This is a genomic window from Sphingobium sp. JS3065 (genome assembly GCF_026427355.1).
GTDB lineage: Bacteria > Pseudomonadota > Alphaproteobacteria > Sphingomonadales > Sphingomonadaceae > Sphingobium.
In genome coordinates this window covers 838,438-855,980 of the sequence record NZ_CP102664.1, presented here as the reverse complement: position 1 = coordinate 855,980, position 17,543 = coordinate 838,438, and the positions used below count along the sequence as shown (strand labels likewise).

Annotated in this window: 16 protein-coding genes and 1 tRNA gene; 10 read left to right on the top strand and 7 right to left on the bottom strand. The window is 61.9% G+C overall.

Going from position 1 to position 17,543, the window contains the following annotated elements; all coding sequences use genetic code 11:
- The 6 genes from NUH86_RS04195 to NUH86_RS04170 are packed head-to-tail and all read right to left on the bottom strand — an operon-like array spanning nucleotide 1 to nucleotide 5,962.
- Entirely contained in the window at nucleotides 1–669 is a 669-nt protein-coding gene (locus NUH86_RS04195; RefSeq protein ID WP_267251427.1) for a nitroreductase, read from the bottom strand.
- 2 nt (nucleotides 670–671) lie between these two features.
- A complete protein-coding gene (locus tag NUH86_RS04190; protein ID WP_267251426.1) occupies nucleotides 672–1,832 on the bottom strand; it encodes an acyl-CoA dehydrogenase family protein in 1,161 nt (386 codons plus the stop codon).
- 31 nt (nucleotides 1,833–1,863) lie between these two features.
- On the bottom strand, nucleotides 1,864–2,655 hold the full coding sequence (locus tag NUH86_RS04185; RefSeq protein ID WP_267251425.1) for an enoyl-CoA hydratase/isomerase family protein: 792 nt from the start codon (nucleotides 2,653–2,655) through the stop codon (nucleotides 1,864–1,866).
- Nucleotides 2,645–3,796, bottom strand: a complete 1,152-nt coding sequence (locus NUH86_RS04180) for a CaiB/BaiF CoA transferase family protein (protein WP_267251424.1) — start codon at nucleotides 3,794–3,796, stop codon at nucleotides 2,645–2,647. Before NUH86_RS04180 ends, NUH86_RS04185 begins: the two co-directional genes overlap by 11 nt.
- 23 nt (nucleotides 3,797–3,819) lie before the next feature.
- On the bottom strand, nucleotides 3,820–4,587 hold the full coding sequence (locus NUH86_RS04175) for an SDR family NAD(P)-dependent oxidoreductase (protein WP_267251423.1): 768 nt from the start codon (nucleotides 4,585–4,587) through the stop codon (nucleotides 3,820–3,822).
- A 22-nt stretch (nucleotides 4,588–4,609) separates the two neighbouring features.
- A complete protein-coding gene (locus NUH86_RS04170; RefSeq protein ID WP_267251422.1) occupies nucleotides 4,610–5,962 on the bottom strand; it encodes an acyl-CoA dehydrogenase family protein in 1,353 nt (450 codons plus the stop codon).
- Between the two features lie 59 nt (nucleotides 5,963–6,021).
- Between NUH86_RS04170 and NUH86_RS04165 the strand changes: the two genes are divergently transcribed.
- From NUH86_RS04165 to NUH86_RS04150, 4 genes are all read left to right on the top strand, one after another.
- Nucleotides 6,022–7,329, top strand: coding sequence for an oxygenase MpaB family protein (locus tag NUH86_RS04165; RefSeq protein ID WP_267251421.1), 1,308 nt, complete (start codon nucleotides 6,022–6,024; stop codon nucleotides 7,327–7,329).
- On the top strand, nucleotides 7,326–7,961 hold the full coding sequence (locus NUH86_RS04160) for a TetR/AcrR family transcriptional regulator (RefSeq protein ID WP_267251420.1): 636 nt from the start codon (nucleotides 7,326–7,328) through the stop codon (nucleotides 7,959–7,961). Before NUH86_RS04165 ends, NUH86_RS04160 begins: the two co-directional genes overlap by 4 nt.
- A 198-nt stretch (nucleotides 7,962–8,159) precedes the next feature.
- On the top strand, nucleotides 8,160–10,601 hold the full coding sequence (locus tag NUH86_RS04155; RefSeq protein WP_267251419.1) for a TonB-dependent receptor: 2,442 nt from the start codon (nucleotides 8,160–8,162) through the stop codon (nucleotides 10,599–10,601).
- Nucleotides 10,602–10,668: 67 nt separating this feature from the next.
- Nucleotides 10,669–10,736: transfer RNA gene (locus NUH86_RS04150), tRNA-OTHER, on the top strand.
- Between the two features lie 87 nt (nucleotides 10,737–10,823).
- Here the strand turns inward: NUH86_RS04150 and NUH86_RS04145 are convergent.
- Nucleotides 10,824–11,294, bottom strand: a complete 471-nt coding sequence (locus NUH86_RS04145; RefSeq protein ID WP_267251418.1) for an Lrp/AsnC family transcriptional regulator — start codon at nucleotides 11,292–11,294, stop codon at nucleotides 10,824–10,826.
- Between the two features lie 160 nt (nucleotides 11,295–11,454).
- Between NUH86_RS04145 and NUH86_RS04140 the strand changes: the two genes are divergently transcribed.
- The 6 genes from NUH86_RS04140 to NUH86_RS04115 all read left to right on the top strand — a co-directional run bounded on the left by NUH86_RS04140 (nucleotide 11,455) and on the right by NUH86_RS04115 (nucleotide 17,542).
- Nucleotides 11,455–11,688 (top strand): hypothetical protein, encoded by a 234-nt coding sequence (locus NUH86_RS04140; protein ID WP_267251417.1) that lies wholly within the window; start codon nucleotides 11,455–11,457, stop codon nucleotides 11,686–11,688.
- 283 nt (nucleotides 11,689–11,971) lie between these two features.
- Complete coding sequence (locus NUH86_RS04135; RefSeq protein WP_267251416.1) at nucleotides 11,972–13,363, top strand: sugar transferase; 1,392 nt, start codon at nucleotides 11,972–11,974, stop codon at nucleotides 13,361–13,363.
- A gap of 289 nt (nucleotides 13,364–13,652) precedes the next feature.
- Nucleotides 13,653–13,850, top strand: coding sequence for a hypothetical protein (locus tag NUH86_RS04130; RefSeq protein WP_267251415.1), 198 nt, complete (start codon nucleotides 13,653–13,655; stop codon nucleotides 13,848–13,850).
- Nucleotides 13,851–14,198: 348 nt separating this feature from the next.
- Nucleotides 14,199–15,326, top strand: coding sequence for a hypothetical protein (locus NUH86_RS04125; protein WP_267251413.1), 1,128 nt, complete (start codon nucleotides 14,199–14,201; stop codon nucleotides 15,324–15,326).
- A 27-nt stretch (nucleotides 15,327–15,353) separates the two neighbouring features.
- Nucleotides 15,354–16,142, top strand: a complete 789-nt coding sequence (locus NUH86_RS04120) for a polysaccharide biosynthesis/export family protein (protein WP_323749012.1) — start codon at nucleotides 15,354–15,356, stop codon at nucleotides 16,140–16,142.
- Nucleotides 16,139–17,542, top strand: coding sequence for an AAA family ATPase (locus tag NUH86_RS04115; protein WP_267251411.1), 1,404 nt, complete (start codon nucleotides 16,139–16,141; stop codon nucleotides 17,540–17,542). Before NUH86_RS04120 ends, NUH86_RS04115 begins: the two co-directional genes overlap by 4 nt.
- The last annotated feature ends 1 nt before the right edge of the window (nucleotide 17,543 follow it).

Here is a 17,543-nt window from a genome sequence, read left to right as displayed (position 1 = left end):
TCATTCCACGAGCCGCACGGCATCTATGACCGCCGCGCGTCCGGTCCGGGCACGATTGGATGGAGCGTCGGGATCAGGATAGCCGAAGGACATGCCGAACAATATGCCCATGTTCACCGGAATATCCAGATATTCGCGTATGGGCGCCGGGAAATAGGCAAGCGATGCCTGGGGGCAACTGCCTATGCCGCTAGCCGTCATCATCAGCGCCAGGCCATGGGCATAGCCGCCGACATCGACAGCGCCCATCAAACCCAGCCCCCGCTGCATGGTGAACAGCGCCACATGCGGGGCACCGAAAAAGGCCCAGTTTCGCTGGGAGGCCTGCGCGCGGGCGACCTTGTCGCCGCGCTCGATCCCCATTGCGGCGTAAAGCTCGGCCGCAGCGGCATGCTGCCGGTCCCGATAGACACCTTCAAAGGCCGGCAACACCGATGGGCCGAAGTCGGGCGCCGGGGATGCGCCGCCGGCGAGATGCTCGGCGAGCAGGCGCGCCAGCTGGTCTCGTGCCTTCCCCGACACGACAATCGTCTGCCAGGGCTGGGTATTGCAGTTGGACGGCGCCCGCTGCGCCGCCTCAAATATGCTTGCCAGGAGGTCCGGGGCGACCGGCCTGTCGAGGAAGCCGCGGGTCGACTGGCGCGCATGAAGCGCTTCGCGCACGTCCATCGTCACCGCCGCTGATCGAAACGCCGGCCGATCAAAGCGCTCGCGATATTGACCTTCTGGATATCGACCGCGCCGCCCGCGATGCCCCATCCCCAGGCATCGCGCAGCCGCCGCTCCATCGGGAACTCGCGCGAATAGCCATAGGCGCCCATCAGCTGGACCGCATGGCCGGTCACTTCGCGTGCGATCTCATTGGCAAAGCATTTGGCGAGCGAGGATTCGAGCATCGAAGGAAGGCCCATCTGCGCGTTGGCCGCCGCGCGGTAGATCAGCAGGCGCGCGGCGTCGACGCGCATCTGCATCTCGGCGATGCGCAGCTGGACGGCCTGGAAGTCGATGATGGGCTTACCGAACTGCCGGCGTTCCTGGACATAGGCGAGCACCTCCTCGAGCGCGCCGGAAGCCTGGCCCAGCGCCATGGTCGCATTGCCGCAGCGCTCGAGATCGAAGGCCTCCATCAGCTGCTTGAAGCCGCCGGCGGGGACAACGATGTTGTCGAGGGGAACCGCGGCATTGTCGAAATGGATGTCGCTCGACGGAACGCCGCGGAAACCCATCAGACTCTCATTGGGGCCGTAGGTCATTCCCGGCGTGCCCTTGTCGACGAACACCGCGCCGATACCGTTTGCCCCCGGTGCATCGGAGAGCCGGCAATAGACGACATAGCCATCGGCATGGCCGCCGCCCGAACACCAGCGCTTGCTGCCGTTGAGGATGACGGCATCGGCCGTGATCTCGCCGCGCGCGCGCAGGTCGGTGAGCGCGCTGCCGGCGTCGGGCTCGGACATCGAGACCGCGACAATGGCTTCGCCACCGCAGACCTTGGGAATGATCCTCCGCTTCAGGGCCTCGGTGCCGAAATGCTCGATGGCACGCACCGGGCCGACACAGGATTCGAAGACCGGAAAGGCGACCGCCGAGGAAATCTTCGCGAACTCCTCCACGACGAGCAGTGCTTCGAGATTACCAAGGCCAAGCCCGCCATATTCGGGCGCGACGTTGATGCCGAGAAAGCCAAGCTCGGCATATCGCCGCACGAGCTCGCGCGAAGGAGGAATATTGCGCTCCTCCAGGTCGCGCGCGATCGTCGGGAGTTCGCGCTGGGCGAACTGCCTGGCGGTTTCCTGAAGTGCCTGTTGATCGGAGCTTAACGAGAAATCCATGGTCGATACCTTCGCGTGGGCTTGTTGCGGTTCACAGTCCGAGGAACGTGGCGGCGCGTTTGGCGCGGAAGGCGGCCACACCTTCCTTGAAGTCTTCGCTATCCGTACACGCCTGCTGCAAACGGGCTTCGAACGGCATGACCGCTTCGATCGGATGATCGGCCGAAAAACGTACTGCTGCCTTGGTGCGCGCCACCGCGAGGGGCGCCTTGACCGCAAGCTGCCTCGCGAGGGCAAGGCCTTGGTCGAGCAATAGCGCATCCGGGACGACGCGATTGGTGAGGCCGAGCGCCAGGCATCGTTCCGCCGAAATCCGTTCTCCGGCGATCATCATCTCGAAGGCGCGCTTGAAGCCAAGCGTTCGCACCAGATGCCAGGAGGCCCCTCCATCCGGAATCAGACCGATCGCCACAAATGCCTGGTAGAGGCAGGCGCTTTCGCCCATAACCGACAGGTCGCAGGCGAGCGCGAAGGACGACCCGATACCGGCGGCGGCCCCATTGATTGCACCGACCCATGGCTTGGCCGACCGCATGATCGCCAGCAGCATGGGGGTATATTCCTCGTTCAGCATCCGCTCGACCGAAGGGTCTTTCCGGTCCCTGTCGTTGAGATCGGCCCCGGCGCTGAAATTGCGTCCGCGGCCGGTCAGAACAACGGCTCTGACAGCCGTGTTTTCCTCTACCGCTCGAATGGCCTGCGACAGATCGCCGCGCAACGCCGTATTAAAGGCGTTCTGCGCATCGGGACGATCAAGGGTGACGATGGCCACGGCGTCCTGGATTTCGACCGACACGGTCTGCCCGGGTTCTTCAGGGAGCATCGGCAGATCCTCCCGTACCCACGCCTTTTGCGAGCGCCGCGACATCGCAGGGCGCGATCCCCATCGCCGCGAGCACCTGTGCCGTATGCTCGCCCGGGACCGGAGCACCGCGACGGACCCGCGATGGCGTCCGGCTGAAGCGCGGCGCGGGCACCGCCTGCACGACACCGTCGATCTCGACAAAGCATTCGCGCGCGACGTTGGCCGGATGCGCGGGCGCCTCCGACATGCGCAGGACGGGCGCGAAACAAGCGTCGGTTCCCTCCATGATACGGCACCATTCGTCTCGCGTCTTCGTGCGCACGGCAGCGGCTATGGCCTGCTTGAGTGCTGGCCATTGCGTCTTGTCGTGCTGGTCCGCAAAGTCACCGGGATCGAGACCCAGAAGGGTGATCATGGTCGCGTGGAATTGCGGCTCGATCGCCCCCAGGCTGATATAGCGGCCGTCGGCACATTCGTAGCAGTCGTAGAAATAGGCTCCGCCATCGAGGAGATTGGCTTCCCGCGCGCCGTCGTCCCATGCGCCGGCGGCGAGCATGCCCTGGAACATCCACATCTGCTGGATCGCGCCGTCGACCATCGCGCAATCCACGACCTGTCCCTTACCCGACCCGCGGGTCTCCAGAAGCGCAGCCAATATACCCACGACCAGGAGTGTGCCACCGCCCCCCATATCGCCGACGAGGTTGAGCGGCACCACCGGCCTCTCACCGGCACGCCCGATGGCATGCAGCGCGCCGGTGAGCGCGATATAGTTGATGTCATGCCCCGCCGCCATCGCTTGGGGTCCATGCTGGCCCCATCCGGTCATCCTGGCGAATACGAGCCTCGGATTGCGCGACAGGCATTCGTCGGGTCCGATGCCGAGCTTCTCGCAGGTGAGCGGCCGATAGGGGTCGATCAGCACGTCGGCGCTCTCGATCATCTGCAGCAGCGCACGAACCGCGCGCGGATCCTTGAGATCGAGCATAACCGACTTCTTGCCGCGCAGGCTCACATCCTTCGCGCGCCGTTCGCTCACGCTTGTCGAGCGCTCGATCCGGATCACCTCAGCGCCCATGTCGGCCAGCATCATGCCGGCCATGGGCGCGGGACCGATGCCGGCAAGCTCAATGACGGTATAGCCGTTGAGTGGGCTCATGGCGGGTTCCTGTCGATGACCTGTCACTTGGGCGGCATACGGATGCCGCCATCGAGACGGATGCATTCGGCGTTGAGATAGTCGCTTGCCACGATGAACGCGGCGGTCGCAGCGATCTCCTCCGCCTGGCCGAGCCGCTTGGGGAACAGCACCTGCTGTCCCAGCGCGTCGCGGGCGGCTTGGGGCAGCTTGGCGAGCAGCGGCGTATCGATCAGGCCCGGAACGATGGTGTTGACGCGAATGCCGTAGGAAGACAGATCCCGCGCCGCAGTCAGCGTCATGCCGACGATCGCCGCCTTGGACGCGCTGTAGGCGATCTGCCCGATTTGGCCGTCATAAGCCGCGACCGAGGCGGTATTGATGACGACCCCGCGCTGGCCGAACGCATCAGGCTCGTTTTTCGCCATCTGCTCGGCGGCAAGCCGGAGAACATTGAACGTGCCTACGAGATTGACGTCGATGACGCCGCGGAACTTGGCGAGGGGATAGACGCCATCCTTGCCGAGAATCCGCTGCGCCCCGCCGATGCCAGCGAAATTGCAACAGATGTCGATTCTTCCGAACTGGCCGACGACATCGCTGATCGCTGCCTGCACGCCTTCTTCTTCGGCGACGTTCACATTGCGGTAAAGCGCGCCTTCGCCCAGCGCCGCGGCCAGCGCGTTGCCGGCTTCGTCGTTGAGGTCGAAGATCGCCACTTTGGCGCCGGCCGCGTGAAATTTTTCGGCGGTCGCCCGCCCGAGCCCCGACGCGCCGCCAGTGATGATCGCGACCTTGTTTTCCAACTCCATGTCCTGCTCCTGAAATGTCGTGCTAGAAATTGCGGGTGTTGAACGGCACATAATTGTCCGAAAGGCACTGGCGGCTGATAATCAGCTTCATGATTTCGGAACTGCCGGCGTAGATCGTAGCGATGCGTGCATCGGTGAACTGGCGGCTGATGGGATATTCATCCATGTAGCCGGCACCGCCGTGAAGCTGCACGCCGAGATCGGCGGATTCCACCGCAAGCTCGCTCGTGGTCAGCTTGGCGCGCGCGGCGTCCTCGGTGGAGAGGACGCCGGCATTGAACGACCTGACGCACTGATCGACATAGATCTGCGCGATGTCGAGACGCGTGCGCATTTCGGCCATCTTGAACTGCGTGTTCTGCATATCCGACAGCGGCTGGCCGAAGACCTTGCGGTCCTTGACGAAATCCCTGGTCAGATCCCACGACAGCTGCGCGGTCGAAAGATAGCCCACCGACCCGATCAGCCGTTCCTCGGCAAGTCCGTGCATGAGATGCTTGAAGCCTTTGCCGACCTCGCCGAGCACATTCTCTTTGGGAACCTTCACGTCGTTGAAGTAGAGTTCCGCCGTATCCTGGGCCATCTTGCCCATCTTCTTGAGCTTGCGGCCGCGCTCGAAGCCTTCCATGCCGCGTTCGACCACGAACAGCGTCATGTTGTGACGCTCCTCGGGCCCTCCCGTTTTTGCGGCGACGATCACGACATCGGCATTGATGCCGTTGGATATATAGGTCTTCGCTCCGTTGAGGAGCCAGTGATCGCCCTTGTCCACAGCGCGGGTCTTGATGCCGGCAAGATCACTACCGGCGGCCGGTTCGGACATGGCAATCGCAAGAATTTTCCTACCGGCGACGAAATCGGGGAAGAAGCGGTCGATCAGCTCCTGGTTGCCGAACCGCGTGAAATAGGGTGCTGCAAGGCGCGAATGCAGCGTGCAATACCAGTCGCTTGTTCGGGCATAGGCATTTTCTTCGATGATGATCTGCTCAAAGCGAAAATCGCTGTCGCCGATGCCGCCATATTTCTCGTCCGGCCAGACCATCAGCAGGCCCTGCTCGCCGGCCTTCAGAAATGCGGCGCGATCGACAATCCCCTCTTCGCGCCAGGCTTCCATGTGCGGCACGATCTCGGCGGCCAGAAAGCGTCGATATGTCTCGCGGAACTGCTGATGTTCTTCCGTGAATTCGCGTGGCAGCATCTTTTGCCTCTCCCAATCTGCCGAGAATATCTGTTTGGCGGGCAGTATCGGCCAGTTGCCCTCCCCAACAACAGCCCTGGCTGACAAAAAAATGGGCTGCGGGCGACCGCGCGGCTCTCCAGCTGTCTGGGGAACATCGCATAAGAGCATCTTAAACAGGATTGCGACAAACGACAAGTATGGTATTTTGTCGCCGATTGATGATGCTGCAAAGGCGGCATGTTGGAGGATGACCTATGAATGCGATCACTCTGCCTCGCCCCGCCGGGCTCGATGTTCCGGCCGATCTGTGCCCCGGACGCGCCCTCGGCCGGACCGTCAATTATGAGGAAGCCATCAGCCGATTCGGCCGGGACGCGGTCGAGGTGATCGTGGAGGACTTCAAGACCGGCGACGAGCTGGGCTATGCGGCCTATAAGGCTCTGGTCGAGGGAGAGGGCGGAGCCGCCCGCGCCAAGGAAATTTTCGAGCAGGCGGTGAACCATGGAATCGGATCGGTGGACAATCCGCCAGCCGAGCTGATCGCGCTCTTCACGGATGTCGACAATCCCCCTTCATGGGTCGACTGGGATCAGCTTCATCGCGGGAGCATCGCCTACTGGCGGTCTGGTAAGCTGGTTGTCATGGCGTTGGCCTATGGTGCGATCGGAGCAGGCTTTCGCACCTATGGCGGATCCAGGCCCCTGGTGCTGAGCCGCCGTCTGATCGAGCGCAGCCAAGCCGGACAGCGCCTCGTCGAGACACTGCGCTGGGCGGCAAGCTCCTCCAAGCCCGACGGTATGCGCCGTAACGGCGACGGTTTCCGCATAACGATGAATGTGCGCTGGATCCATGCCGCGGTGCGCTACCATCTCTCGCGCAGCCCGCATTGGGACTGGGCGGACTGGGGAATGGTCGTCAGCAATACCGACTCCGTCTACACCATGGGCTGTCTGTTCTGCGAGGCGGTGGTGAACGCGCTCCGCAAGGTCGGCGTCGGCCTGAGCGCGCAGGAGATCGAAGACATCACCGCCCTATGGCGTTATATCGGGCATATCATGGGCATTCCCGAAGCAGCGAACTTCACCGATTGGCAGGACCTGCAAGCCAAGTCGGCACTGATCCGGCTGCTCGAGCATCCGGCGGACGAAGGGTGCCGCGCATTGATGAAGGCGTTGAGCGACTATATGTGCGAGGAGGAAATCGAGGGATATGAGGTTATTCCCGCATTCATCGCGAAGCACATGACCGTGAATCAGAAGAAGAGGCTCACCTATGGCCTGATGCGGGCCTGGGCCGGGGACGATATCTGCGAGCAGCTTGCGATACCCAATAACCGGCTGCGGTATCTCGTGCCGGCGGCGCGCCCCTTCGTCGCTCTGTTTGACCGGGCATCGCTCCTGACCGGGCGGAACGATGAGGAAAAGGCGTTGCGCGCGCTCGATGCCTTCGGGGCGGCGACCCGGCTGCGCAAGGGCGAGACGGAAGTTGCCGATCCGGAAGACGTCATCCACGGCATGAAGAAATTCGAATCCCGCGCGAAAGAGATTCTCGTCCACCCATGAGCCGGCAGATTACCACCCTTGTCGATCGATCGGTGCCCGAAACCTCCGGTAACGCCCCGGCGCTTCGGGCGCAGATGTGCGATCGGATCCTCCAGGCCGCATTGCCCGTAATCCAGCGCTTCACCGTCGCCAAATTCAGCATGGATGATGTCGCGCGGGCGGCGGGCATCGCGCGGCAGACCATCTACAAATATTTCCGCAGCAAGGATGCTCTCCTGGTCGGCGTCTATGTGCGTCATATCGAGCAGCTGCATCCCGACGCGATGCGCGAGGCTGTCGCCCGCGCGCCGTCCGCGGCTGTTCTCACCGACATCTTCATGGCACAGCTTCGCGCCGCCAGGTCGTTCCCGCTCTTCGATGAGGCCCTCGATCCCAGGGTCGCGCCCTATATGGCGGAACTCACCCTGAATTCTTCCGACCTCATCGCTACGCTGGAGGCGATCTGGATGCCGATCCTGGAGCGCTACCGCGATGCCGGAATCATACGTCCCGACCTGGAATTCCATGGCGCAGTGCGCTGGATTACCTATCAGCAATTCTGGCTACTAACGCATCCCAATGCGCTGGCCACCGACGATGCGCAACGTAGCGCCTATATCAGTGATTTCATGATTCCGGCGCTTCTCGCATGAGGCCAGCAGGCGACTGTGACCACCGCTTGCCCAACGACATGCCGTGTAAGTCAAGGTCGATGATTTTGTAATCGACAACGGTTGTTCCAACCTCCCTTGGTCGGCAGATCGACTTCAGATCGATAGCGCCACTCACTCGCTCTTTTGCAAAGCGACCGAAAGAATCGGCGGTGATCGACAGAAAGAGGAGAGGTTAAAATGCGCCACAATGTACGGATTGCGCTGCTCGCATCTGTGTTTTCGGTTTGCTGGAGCGGCTCGGCGGCGGCGCAGGACCAGGACGCCGGACACCCGGCCACCCCGGCAACCACTGCAGAAACCGATGGCGCAATAGCCGATATCATGGTGACCGCGCGGCGGCGCGACGAGAGCCTGTCACGCACCCCGGTCGCTGTCGCCGCAGTTTCCGGGGACACGCTCGCAAAGGCGAATATCGTTTCCGAATATGACCTGCGCCAGGCCACACCGGGGCTGCAGGTTCGCGGCGGCGTGTCGTCCAATCAGCTCTACTTCTCGCTGCGCGGGCAATCCCAGGATCCCTTCAGCAACAGCCGCCCGGGCGTCCTTCCTTATATCAATGAAGTGCAGATCGGCTCGCTCGCCGGGGCTTCGACTTTCTATGACCTGGCGTCGGTCCAGGTGCTCAAGGGGCCGCAAGGCACGCTGTTCGGCCGTAGTGCAACGGGCGGCGCCCTGCTCTATGCGACGCAGAAGCCGACGGACGAATTTGGTGGCTATGTCAGCGCGCTCTACGGCAACTATGATCAGTACAAGCTCGAAGGCGCGATCAACGCACCGCTATCAGCCGATCAAGTGATGCTGCGCGTGGCCGGCTTCTATCGCGGGCGTGACGGGTTCCAGCGCAACCTCCTGACCGGCGGCAGCGAAGGCGACCAGGAAAGCTATGGCTTCCGCCCCAGCCTCTCCATAAAGCTAGGTCCGAACATCACGAACGAACTCGTTGCCGATTACACGCATATCGACAGCGAGAATACCGAGGCGGTCATTTCCGGCCTGATGCCGTTCACGGGCACGGACGCACCCTTCATTCCCGCGCAGTTTCTCTATGCCGGCACCGCCAATCCGATCGCTGCCCTCACCGGCCAATGCACGCTCCAGGGTTTCGCCCAATTTCCCGGTGGCTGTCCGCCGGTCAATCCCATGGTCGCTTCCTTCTACAATGCCTATTTCGCCAATCCGGCGCATCCGGCTGGCGGAATCAGTCAGGTGCTCGCCGAACAAAACGCCCGCGGTCCCTTCAGGGTGGCGCAGGACGGCGCGAATTTCTATCGATCGCGCAATACGGTAGTCACCAACACCACGCGGTTCGATATCGCCGATGATATCGCGATCAAGAACATTATCGGTTACGTCAATATCAAGTCGAAGAATGCCACCGATTCCGATGGTACACCCTACGGCCTGTCGGTTACCGGATCGGAAGCCGCACCGCAGATAAGCGATATCGAGCAGTTCTCGGCGGAGATGCAGCTTCTCGGTAAAGCCCTCGAAGGGCGTCTCGAATATGTATTCGGCGGCTTTTACTCATATGAGTCTACCTATTTCGACCAGACCTCGACCTTCTTCGATGTCGTCTTCGGCGGCGTCCAGCAGCGCAACGCCACCAAGAACGCGAACCGTACCTATGCCGGATATGCCCAGGGCACCTACCATTTGGGAGAGAGCGGCATCGCGCTGACCGCCGGCGGACGCTATACGCGCGAAACCGCCGCCAAGCATGTCAAGCCGCAGGATTCCTTCCGAGTTGCGCTGGGCGATCCGGCCCCGGCCGGTTTCGACTATGACCAGAGCCGGACTTTCGAGAATTTCAGCTGGACCCTGGGCGTCCAGTATCAGGCGGACCCAAGCCTGCTGATCTATGCCAATAGCCGCAGGGCCTACAAAAGCGGCGGGTTCAACGCTGCCGTCGCTCCCATTGTCGGCAGCGCCCAGGTCGGCGGTGACAGCTATGACGCCGAGCGCGTGACAGATGCCGAGCTCGGCACCAAGTTCAATGGACGGATCGGCGGGCGGCCGGTTCGCGCCAGCCTTGCACTGTTCTACAACTGGATCGCGAACAGCCAGCGTGCGGGCTTCGCGCTCGTCAACAACGGCCCGGCAGCATTGACCGTCAATGTTCCCCAGGCGCGCACCTACGGAGCCGAGGTCGACGCGCAGGTCAAGCCGCTGCAGTGGCTCTCGCTTGGAGGCAGTTTCAACTACACTGAAGCGGAGTTCACCAACGGCAATGTGACCCTACTGGGCAGGCCTGTATTGTATGATCGCGTGCCCAACACGCCGAAATATAATGGATCGGCTTTTGCCGACGTGACCGTGCCCTTGGGCAGCAGCAACCTGGCGTTCACGCTGCATGGCGACGTCTATTACCAATCCGAAAGCTTTACCTCGCCCCGCTCGGCGAACTCGGCGGGCACGCGGATGGCTCCTTATACGCTCGCGAATTTCCGTGTCGGCGTGGAGGATGAAACCGCCGGCTGGTCGCTTACCGCAAACCTGAAGAACGCCTTCAACAAAGTCTATTATACCGGCGGGCTTCAGGTTGGCGAAATCTATCAGGTGAATACGCTGATCCCGGGAGATCCGCGCACCTATATGCTCGAGCTGCGCTATAAGTTCTGAGGAAGGACAAAACTTTGTCGTCCCGGGCGCGCGTTTCCCCATCGGCCTGAGACTCACGGCAAGGAATGGACGCATACGGACGAAAGAGTCCTCTTAATCAGCGGGTCCTAGGTTCGAGCCCTAGTGCGTCCACCACGATCACCCATAAATTCAAGCGGCGAGCGTTGCGGCGCGCCCCTCACCTCCCCTCCCCGCTTCGGTGGGAAAATGAGTTGCAGACCGCTACACCGGCAGGGCGGTAGTGAATTTCGTCATGGACAGGGCGAAGTGCGAGGCGGCCCCCGCAACCGAGGGGTGTCCCAGCAGGGTCATCATCAGGAAGCGGTTATAATCCGCGACATCCGCCACCACGACGCGCAGCAGATAGTCCCATTCCCCCGACATGGAGAAACATTCCACGATTTCCGGCCTGCCGTCGACGAACTGTTCGAAGGCGCGGCGGGCCTCCTGCGCGTGGCTGCGCATGCGGATGTTGCAAAGGACGTTGACCCCGCGCCCGACCTTTTCCGGATCGACCAGCCGGACCGTGCCAGCGAGGATGCCCGCCGCCTCCAGCGCCTTGATCCGGCGCCAGCAGGAGGCGCTGGAGGCCCCTACCCGCTCGCCCAGATCGGCATGGCTGAGCGTTGCATCCTCCTGCAAGGCCGCGATGATCTTTCGGTCGATCGTGTCGATCTGTCGATCCTGTTTCATGATCGGCAGGATATCATGCCAGGCATTTCATCCAAGCGCCTATTGGAATGATCCGCCCCCGGATGCTTTTGCCACAGCTGAATGCCCCAAATTGGCTTTCCTTTTCGGCCAGTCGAGCTATTCTGTCGACAGATCGCGTTGCGATGAGCGGGGTGAATAGATGATCGACCTTTCTCCCCAACCGCAAGACAAGGGCGGCGTTGCGAAAGTGCCGCCATCCGTCGCTCGCCCCGATCCGGTTCATCCGGAGCGGGGGAAGAAGGGCAATGGGCGGGTCCGCTGGAATTTTCCTCATGACGAAGCAGAAGTGGCGATCCAGCGGATATCGCGCTGGGCAGGGCCTGTTGCGCTTCTCCTGGCGCTTTGTTTGCTGGGCTGGTGGATAATTCGCTGATCCCGCTCATGATTCGGGGCGTGCAGGCCGGCCAGAGATCGATCCACGCTGCGGTTGCGGCACAGTGACTTTTCAGGTCGTCTCAAATCTGGGGCGGAACGTCCTTCAGGACAAACGGATCATCGGAAAAGCGGGTCCGCGCACCCCAGGCCCGATTGTAAGCCCTCCGCATTTATGTCCTGTTGCCATGCAGCATAAAACAAAAGGCTGCGGATGTCTGATGGTTAACGCGCTGCCTGCAGGCGGCACCCCGTTTGACGTCAAGACATAAAAAGGGTTGCAGATGTCGAAAATTGATCTGGCGATCGAAGGTGTTCCCAGTCGCCAGCCTGCCACGGCCGCGGGGCAACGGAATGCGCGGCTTTGGCTGTGCCTGTTGTTGCTTGTCGCCGATCTGGTCGCGCTTGCTACAGGCTTTGCCTTCGGGTTGCGCGCGGCCGGCATGCCATGGCTGTCGGACGGGCAATGGCAGGCCCTGACGGGCGGCATGATCGTCTATGCGGTCCTGGCCTTCCACAATCAGGCCTATAATCCCCATTGCCTGACCCGCATGACGCAGTCCTGCCGCAGCGCGACCATGGCGTTCGCAGGTACATTACTGATCTTCCTGCTCGTACTGTTCTCTCTGAAGGCGACGGGACAATTGTCACGCCTGGGGATTTCGGGCGGAATCTTGTGCAGCGCGACTTTGCTCGTGCTGCAACGGTTGATGATCGTGCAGACGGTTCGCCGGAACTTTCCCGATGGGCTGTTCGCGCAGTTGCTGATCATCGACGACGGCGCCATTCCCCGCGACGTCAGTGGCATGGTGATCGTGGATGCAGGAGCCATCGGGCTTCGGGCGGATCTGGACGATCCCTATATGCTGCATCGGCTGGGGACGCTGCTGCGCGATTATGATCGCGCCGTCATCTCCTGCCCGGCGGAACGCAAGGCCGACTGGGCGCAAATGCTGAAAGGCGGCAATATATTGGGTGAGATCATCGTGCCGGAACTGGACCCGATGGCGCCGCTCGCCGTGCAGACCTATCGCGGGACGCCGACCCTGGTGGTGTCGCGGGGCCCGCTGAACCTGGCCAACCGGGCGAAGAAGCGGCTGCTGGACATCGCCCTGACGGTTCCGGTGCTGATCGCGCTGGCCCCGCTGATGGCGGTGGTGGCGATCCTGATCAAGCTGGACTCGCCGGGACCGATCTTTTTCCGGCAGGAAAGGATCGGGCGCGGCAACATGCTGTTCCATATCCTGAAATTCCGCAGCATGAAGGTGGAGCAATGCGACGCCGCGGGGGCCACATCCACCCAGCGGGACGACAACCGGATCACGCGGATCGGCGCCTTCATCCGCAAGACCAGCATCGATGAACTGCCGCAACTGATCAACGTCCTGCTGGGCGAGATGAGCCTGGTCGGGCCACGCCCCCATGCACTGGGTTCGACGGCGGAGGAGCAGCTCTTCTGGCAGGTCGACCGCCAATATTGGCATCGCCATGCGTTGAAGCCGGGAATTACCGGGCTGGCGCAAATCCGCGGCTTTCGCGGCGCGACGGAAACGCGGCGGGATATATTGAACCGTGTCGAGGCCGATCTGGAATATCTGCACGGATGGAGCCTGATGCGGGATATCGCGATCCTGTTCGGGACGCTCAACGTGCTGGTGCATAGAAATGCTTATTGAGGCTGGCGCCGATGTCGGTGCGTATTTCCACCGCCCCGACCGTCGATGGAAGGACTTGGGAAAGGACGACTCGGAAGGGCCGCTAACACTCCGAGGAAGAAAAAAGGTTCCCCGCTGAAAACCAAATTTGCGATGAACCGTTGATTTCCGATGGCCGGCCGCACAATTCGGCGCATATTCGCCGTCATATGCGACAAACAGAGGCCCGCGGCCCCCTCGCCCCAACTATTTGTTAACCGCAAAATCGGATATTAGCGTCGTTCACAAATCGGGCGGCGGGAATATCGACGTGGCGGAAGAATTTGCAGCAGTTGCAGGCGCACCTTCGTTAATCGAAACGGCGGAAACCCGTCGTGACGTTCCGGCCTATGCCGGGTCCGTCACCATGGCCGATCGGGCCGAACGCGGTGTGCAGTTCGTCTCGCGCTGGGCGGGCATATTGGCCTTTGTCGGCGCGGTGGCGGCGATTGCCTGGCTGATCGTCTGAGCGGAATCGCTCTACCTTAAGCTTTCTCTCAGATTAACGGCTTCAGGGCGCGGCAGGATGACCTGCCGCGCCCTCTTTTGCGATGAACTGAGTCGTTGTTTTGGCGCGACAAGCTGTTTTTCAGGCAGTGGTGTTACGGCGAAATCCTACTAGCATGCCCTGATTGCTGCAATGCAATAAGGGTCGATAAGATTGATAATATGCAATGAACCGCGCTTATGGGGCCGCTTTCGTGCGTCCTGCAAAGATGAATTCCAATGGTCGCGCGTCATGATGATCATGATGTTGGGCGGCGTATCAGTTGTCGTGACCACGCCTGACGTCCTTCATGCGCAGGAAAATAATGGCATGACGGGCCAAAAGCGAGTTCAGTCCGCCGATGAGCAAAAGCGCCTTCGGGAATATGGGCTTCACCTGACGGCTGGGCTTGATCTTTTGTATGACGACAATGTCTATCGTGTCGATGACAGGGTCGAAAATCCGAAAGACGATCTGATCGTCACGCCATCGCTGGAGGCGACTTACGGCATGCCCGTTGGACGCCACGACATCCTTCTGCGCGGCAAGATAGGCTATGACCGTTTCGTCTCCGAAAACCAGCGCAGCAAACTGCGGCTGGACACGGCGGCGAAGGCGAATATCCGCTTCGGCGCGACCTGCCTCATCACGCCTCATGCGGCCTATCGCCAGCAGCGGGCCGATTATGGCGACCTCAATTCGGCCACCGAAAACCTTCAGAAATTCGGCACTCTCGGCGCGGATTTCACTTGCGAGCGGCCGGGGCTGTTCCCGGTGGCGAGCTATGAGCGGAACACCACGCGCAACGCCGACCAGTTCGATTATGCCGACCAGACTAGCGACAGCTTCATGGGTGGCGTGGGCTATAGCAAGCCCAGCCTGGGTACGTTGACCGCCTATTATGAGCGGGTGAACAGCAAGCGCGACGCGCTGGGGATAGAGAACCGCATCAACAGCTATGGCCTGCGTTTCCAGCGGTCCGTCAGCCCGATCACGCAGATCGACGCCGATGTCCGCTGGCTGGACGTGAGCAGCGACAGCGCGGCGGTGGGCGAATATAACGGCCTGGGATGGAAGGTTGCGCTTTCGACCACCGCCATTCCGCGCCTGAAGCTGACCGCGATGACGGAGCGGGCCATCATCAACGACAGCCTGATCGCGAGCGGTTTCGCGATAGACACCAGTTATCGCATCCAGGGCGAATTCTCGATCTCCGATCTGACATCCGCGGGACTTTATGCGGAGTGGGACCGGCGCAAGTTTCGGCAGGACGCGGCGCTTCGTCCCTATTCGATCACGGCTGATCGCAATCGTCGCTTTGGCGCACTGGTGACCAGGAAACTTTCGGACCGTTTCGATCTTTCGCTCGATGTCCAGCATTATATCCGCAGAACCGATACCGGCGTCTCCAACTATAGCGGCACGCAAGTGACGTTGGGTACGGCCCTGCATTTTTGATCCTCACAATTTTGGGAGCCAATGGCTGTGAAAGCTGCAACTCTCTTCAAAAGTCTGTCCGCCCTGCTGATGATTGCAGGCCCGGTGGCCGCGACTGCACAGAATGCCGCGGGCGCCGCCTCGACGACTGGCTATCAACTCGGTCCGAACGATGAACTGAAGATATCCGTCTTCGGTCAGCCCGACCTGTCGACCACCACCCGCATCAAGGAGGACGGCACCGTCGTCCTGGCGCTGGTCGGTCCCATGCCGGCAAAGGGCAAGACGACATCGCAACTCGCGCAGGATATAGAGGCGGGTTATGCCAGCGGCGGTTACCTCACCAAACCATCCGTCAGCGTGGAAGTCAGTAATTATGTCAGCCGTTTCGTCACGGTCCTGGGCAATGTGCCGGAGGCGGGCAATTATCCGCTCGACCGCGACTATACGGTGGCGTCGATGCTCGCCAAGGCGGGCGGGTCGACCAAGGATGGCGCCAACGCCGTCATCCTGACCCCCGCAGACGGCAGCGGACCGGTGCGCATTTCGCTGGCCGACATGGCGGCGGGCGCGATGCGGCCGCTGAAGGCGGGCGACACGCTGTTCGTGCCGCCGGCGGAGAAAGTCTATGTCTACGGCCAGGTCCAGCAGCCCGGCGCCTTTTCCTATGTGCCGGGGCAAAGCTTCCGGCAGGCATTGGCGCTGGCTGGCGGACCGACGCTGGCGGGTTCGACCAAAAGGATAAAAGTCCGGCGGGAGGGGAAGGAAATACAGGCCAATCTGGACGATCCGGTGAAGCCTGAAGATGTCCTCATCATCCGGGAGAAGCTCTTTTGACGACACTCGATCAAGGCTTCACGCAGCAACGATCCGGACTTTTCGACCGGTTCCTGTCCCTGACGCGAAGCAATGAGAAGCGCAACGAGCGCGTCATTCCCGACGAAGTGCCGCTCTATCTCGACACGCCGGTTCTGCCGGGTTTTCGGCAGGAAGCAGCCGAAAGCCCGGCGCCCCGTCCGCTGTCGATGAGCGCCATGGCTGCGCCGGTCAAGCCGATCAGCCTGCGTCGCGACAGTATCTATGCCGCCTTCAACACCGCCATGCCGGTGACGGACCGCCACGGGCTGGCCGGGCGCAACAGCGAGTTGGAAAAGCTGGTCGAGGCGATCGTCGTGCAGCGCAAGCATGCGGTGATCTTCGGCACGCGGGGGTCGGGCAAGACCTCCCTCGCCCGCGTGTTCGGCGATCTGGCGGATGAGGCGGGCTGCATCGCCCTCTATGCCTCCGCCAATGGAGAGGCGGATTTCGATTCCCTCTTCCGCCCCTTCCTGACCGAATTGCCGATGAGCGGCGCGGGGCAGGAACGGGCGCGCAAAATGATCAGCGAGCCGCTGGACGTGTCCCGCCTGTCCGCCCTGCTGGTGGAGGAGGTGCGGGAACGCTCCATTCTGATCATCGACGAATATGACCGGGTGCAGTCCGAAACCGCCAAGCAGGACGTGGCGACGCTGCTGAAACTGCTGACCGACATCCATTCGCCGGTGCAGGTCGTGCTGGTCGGCATCGCCAGCGACATAGACGGGCTGATCGCGGCCCATCCCTCGCTGCGCCGCCACCTCGCGCCGCAACGGGTTGCGCCGATCCCCAAGCCGGAACTGGAGCGGTTGTTGCTGAGCTGCGCCAATAATGCGCGCCTCGCCATCGATGACGACGCGCTGGACATGCTGGCGAGCGCGGCCATGGGGTCGCCCTATCATGCCCGGCTGTTCGGCATGCAGGCGGCGCTGGTGACGGAAGCCGCCGGGCGCGACCGCATGACCCTTTCCGATATCGAGCAGGGGCTGGCCTCCGCGCTGGAGGATTGGGAGGAGATGAGCGGCCAGACCCATGCGTTGTTCCGGCGCATCCTGTGGGAGGCCGGATCGTCGCGCCGGATGATTGCGTTGTCCGCCATAGTGGCATCGCAAATGTCGGCGATCAGCTACGAACGGCTGGTGAATCTGGGCCGTGACGTGCTGGGCGGCGGGTCGATCAACGAAAGCCAGGCGCGCGACGCCATGGCGCGGCTGCAACCCGCCCTGGTCGCGACCCCCAATGGCGAACTGTGGATGTTCGAAGATACGCTGGCGCCGCAGTTCCTGCTGCTGATGGCGAAGCAGCCGGTGCAGATCGCACCGCCTGTCCAGACGCCCGCGGAGGAAATGCGCGCCCTGCTCAAGGGAGTGGACGGGTTATGAG

Excerpts from the sequence above, each read along its gene's own strand:
- NUH86_RS04195 (WP_267251427.1), bottom strand. The coding sequence starts at position 669 with ATGGACGTGCGCGAAGCGCTTCATGCGCGCCAGTCGACCCGCGGCTTC.
- NUH86_RS04190 (WP_267251426.1), bottom strand. The coding sequence starts at position 1,832 with ATGGATTTCTCGTTAAGCTCCGATCAACAGGCACTTCAGGAAACCGCC.
- NUH86_RS04185 (WP_267251425.1), bottom strand. The coding sequence starts at position 2,655 with ATGCTCCCTGAAGAACCCGGGCAGACCGTGTCGGTCGAAATCCAGGAC.
- NUH86_RS04180 (WP_267251424.1), bottom strand. The coding sequence starts at position 3,796 with ATGAGCCCACTCAACGGCTATACCGTCATTGAGCTTGCCGGCATCGGT.
- NUH86_RS04175 (WP_267251423.1), bottom strand. The coding sequence starts at position 4,587 with ATGGAGTTGGAAAACAAGGTCGCGATCATCACTGGCGGCGCGTCGGGG.
- NUH86_RS04165 (WP_267251421.1), top strand. The coding sequence starts at position 6,022 with ATGAATGCGATCACTCTGCCTCGCCCCGCCGGGCTCGATGTTCCGGCC.
- NUH86_RS04160 (WP_267251420.1), top strand. The coding sequence starts at position 7,326 with ATGAGCCGGCAGATTACCACCCTTGTCGATCGATCGGTGCCCGAAACC.
- NUH86_RS04155 (WP_267251419.1), top strand. The coding sequence starts at position 8,160 with ATGCGCCACAATGTACGGATTGCGCTGCTCGCATCTGTGTTTTCGGTT.
- NUH86_RS04145 (WP_267251418.1), bottom strand. The coding sequence starts at position 11,294 with ATGAAACAGGATCGACAGATCGACACGATCGACCGAAAGATCATCGCG.
- NUH86_RS04140 (WP_267251417.1), top strand. The coding sequence starts at position 11,455 with ATGATCGACCTTTCTCCCCAACCGCAAGACAAGGGCGGCGTTGCGAAA.
- NUH86_RS04135 (WP_267251416.1), top strand. The coding sequence starts at position 11,972 with ATGTCGAAAATTGATCTGGCGATCGAAGGTGTTCCCAGTCGCCAGCCT.
- NUH86_RS04125 (WP_267251413.1), top strand. The coding sequence starts at position 14,199 with ATGACGGGCCAAAAGCGAGTTCAGTCCGCCGATGAGCAAAAGCGCCTT.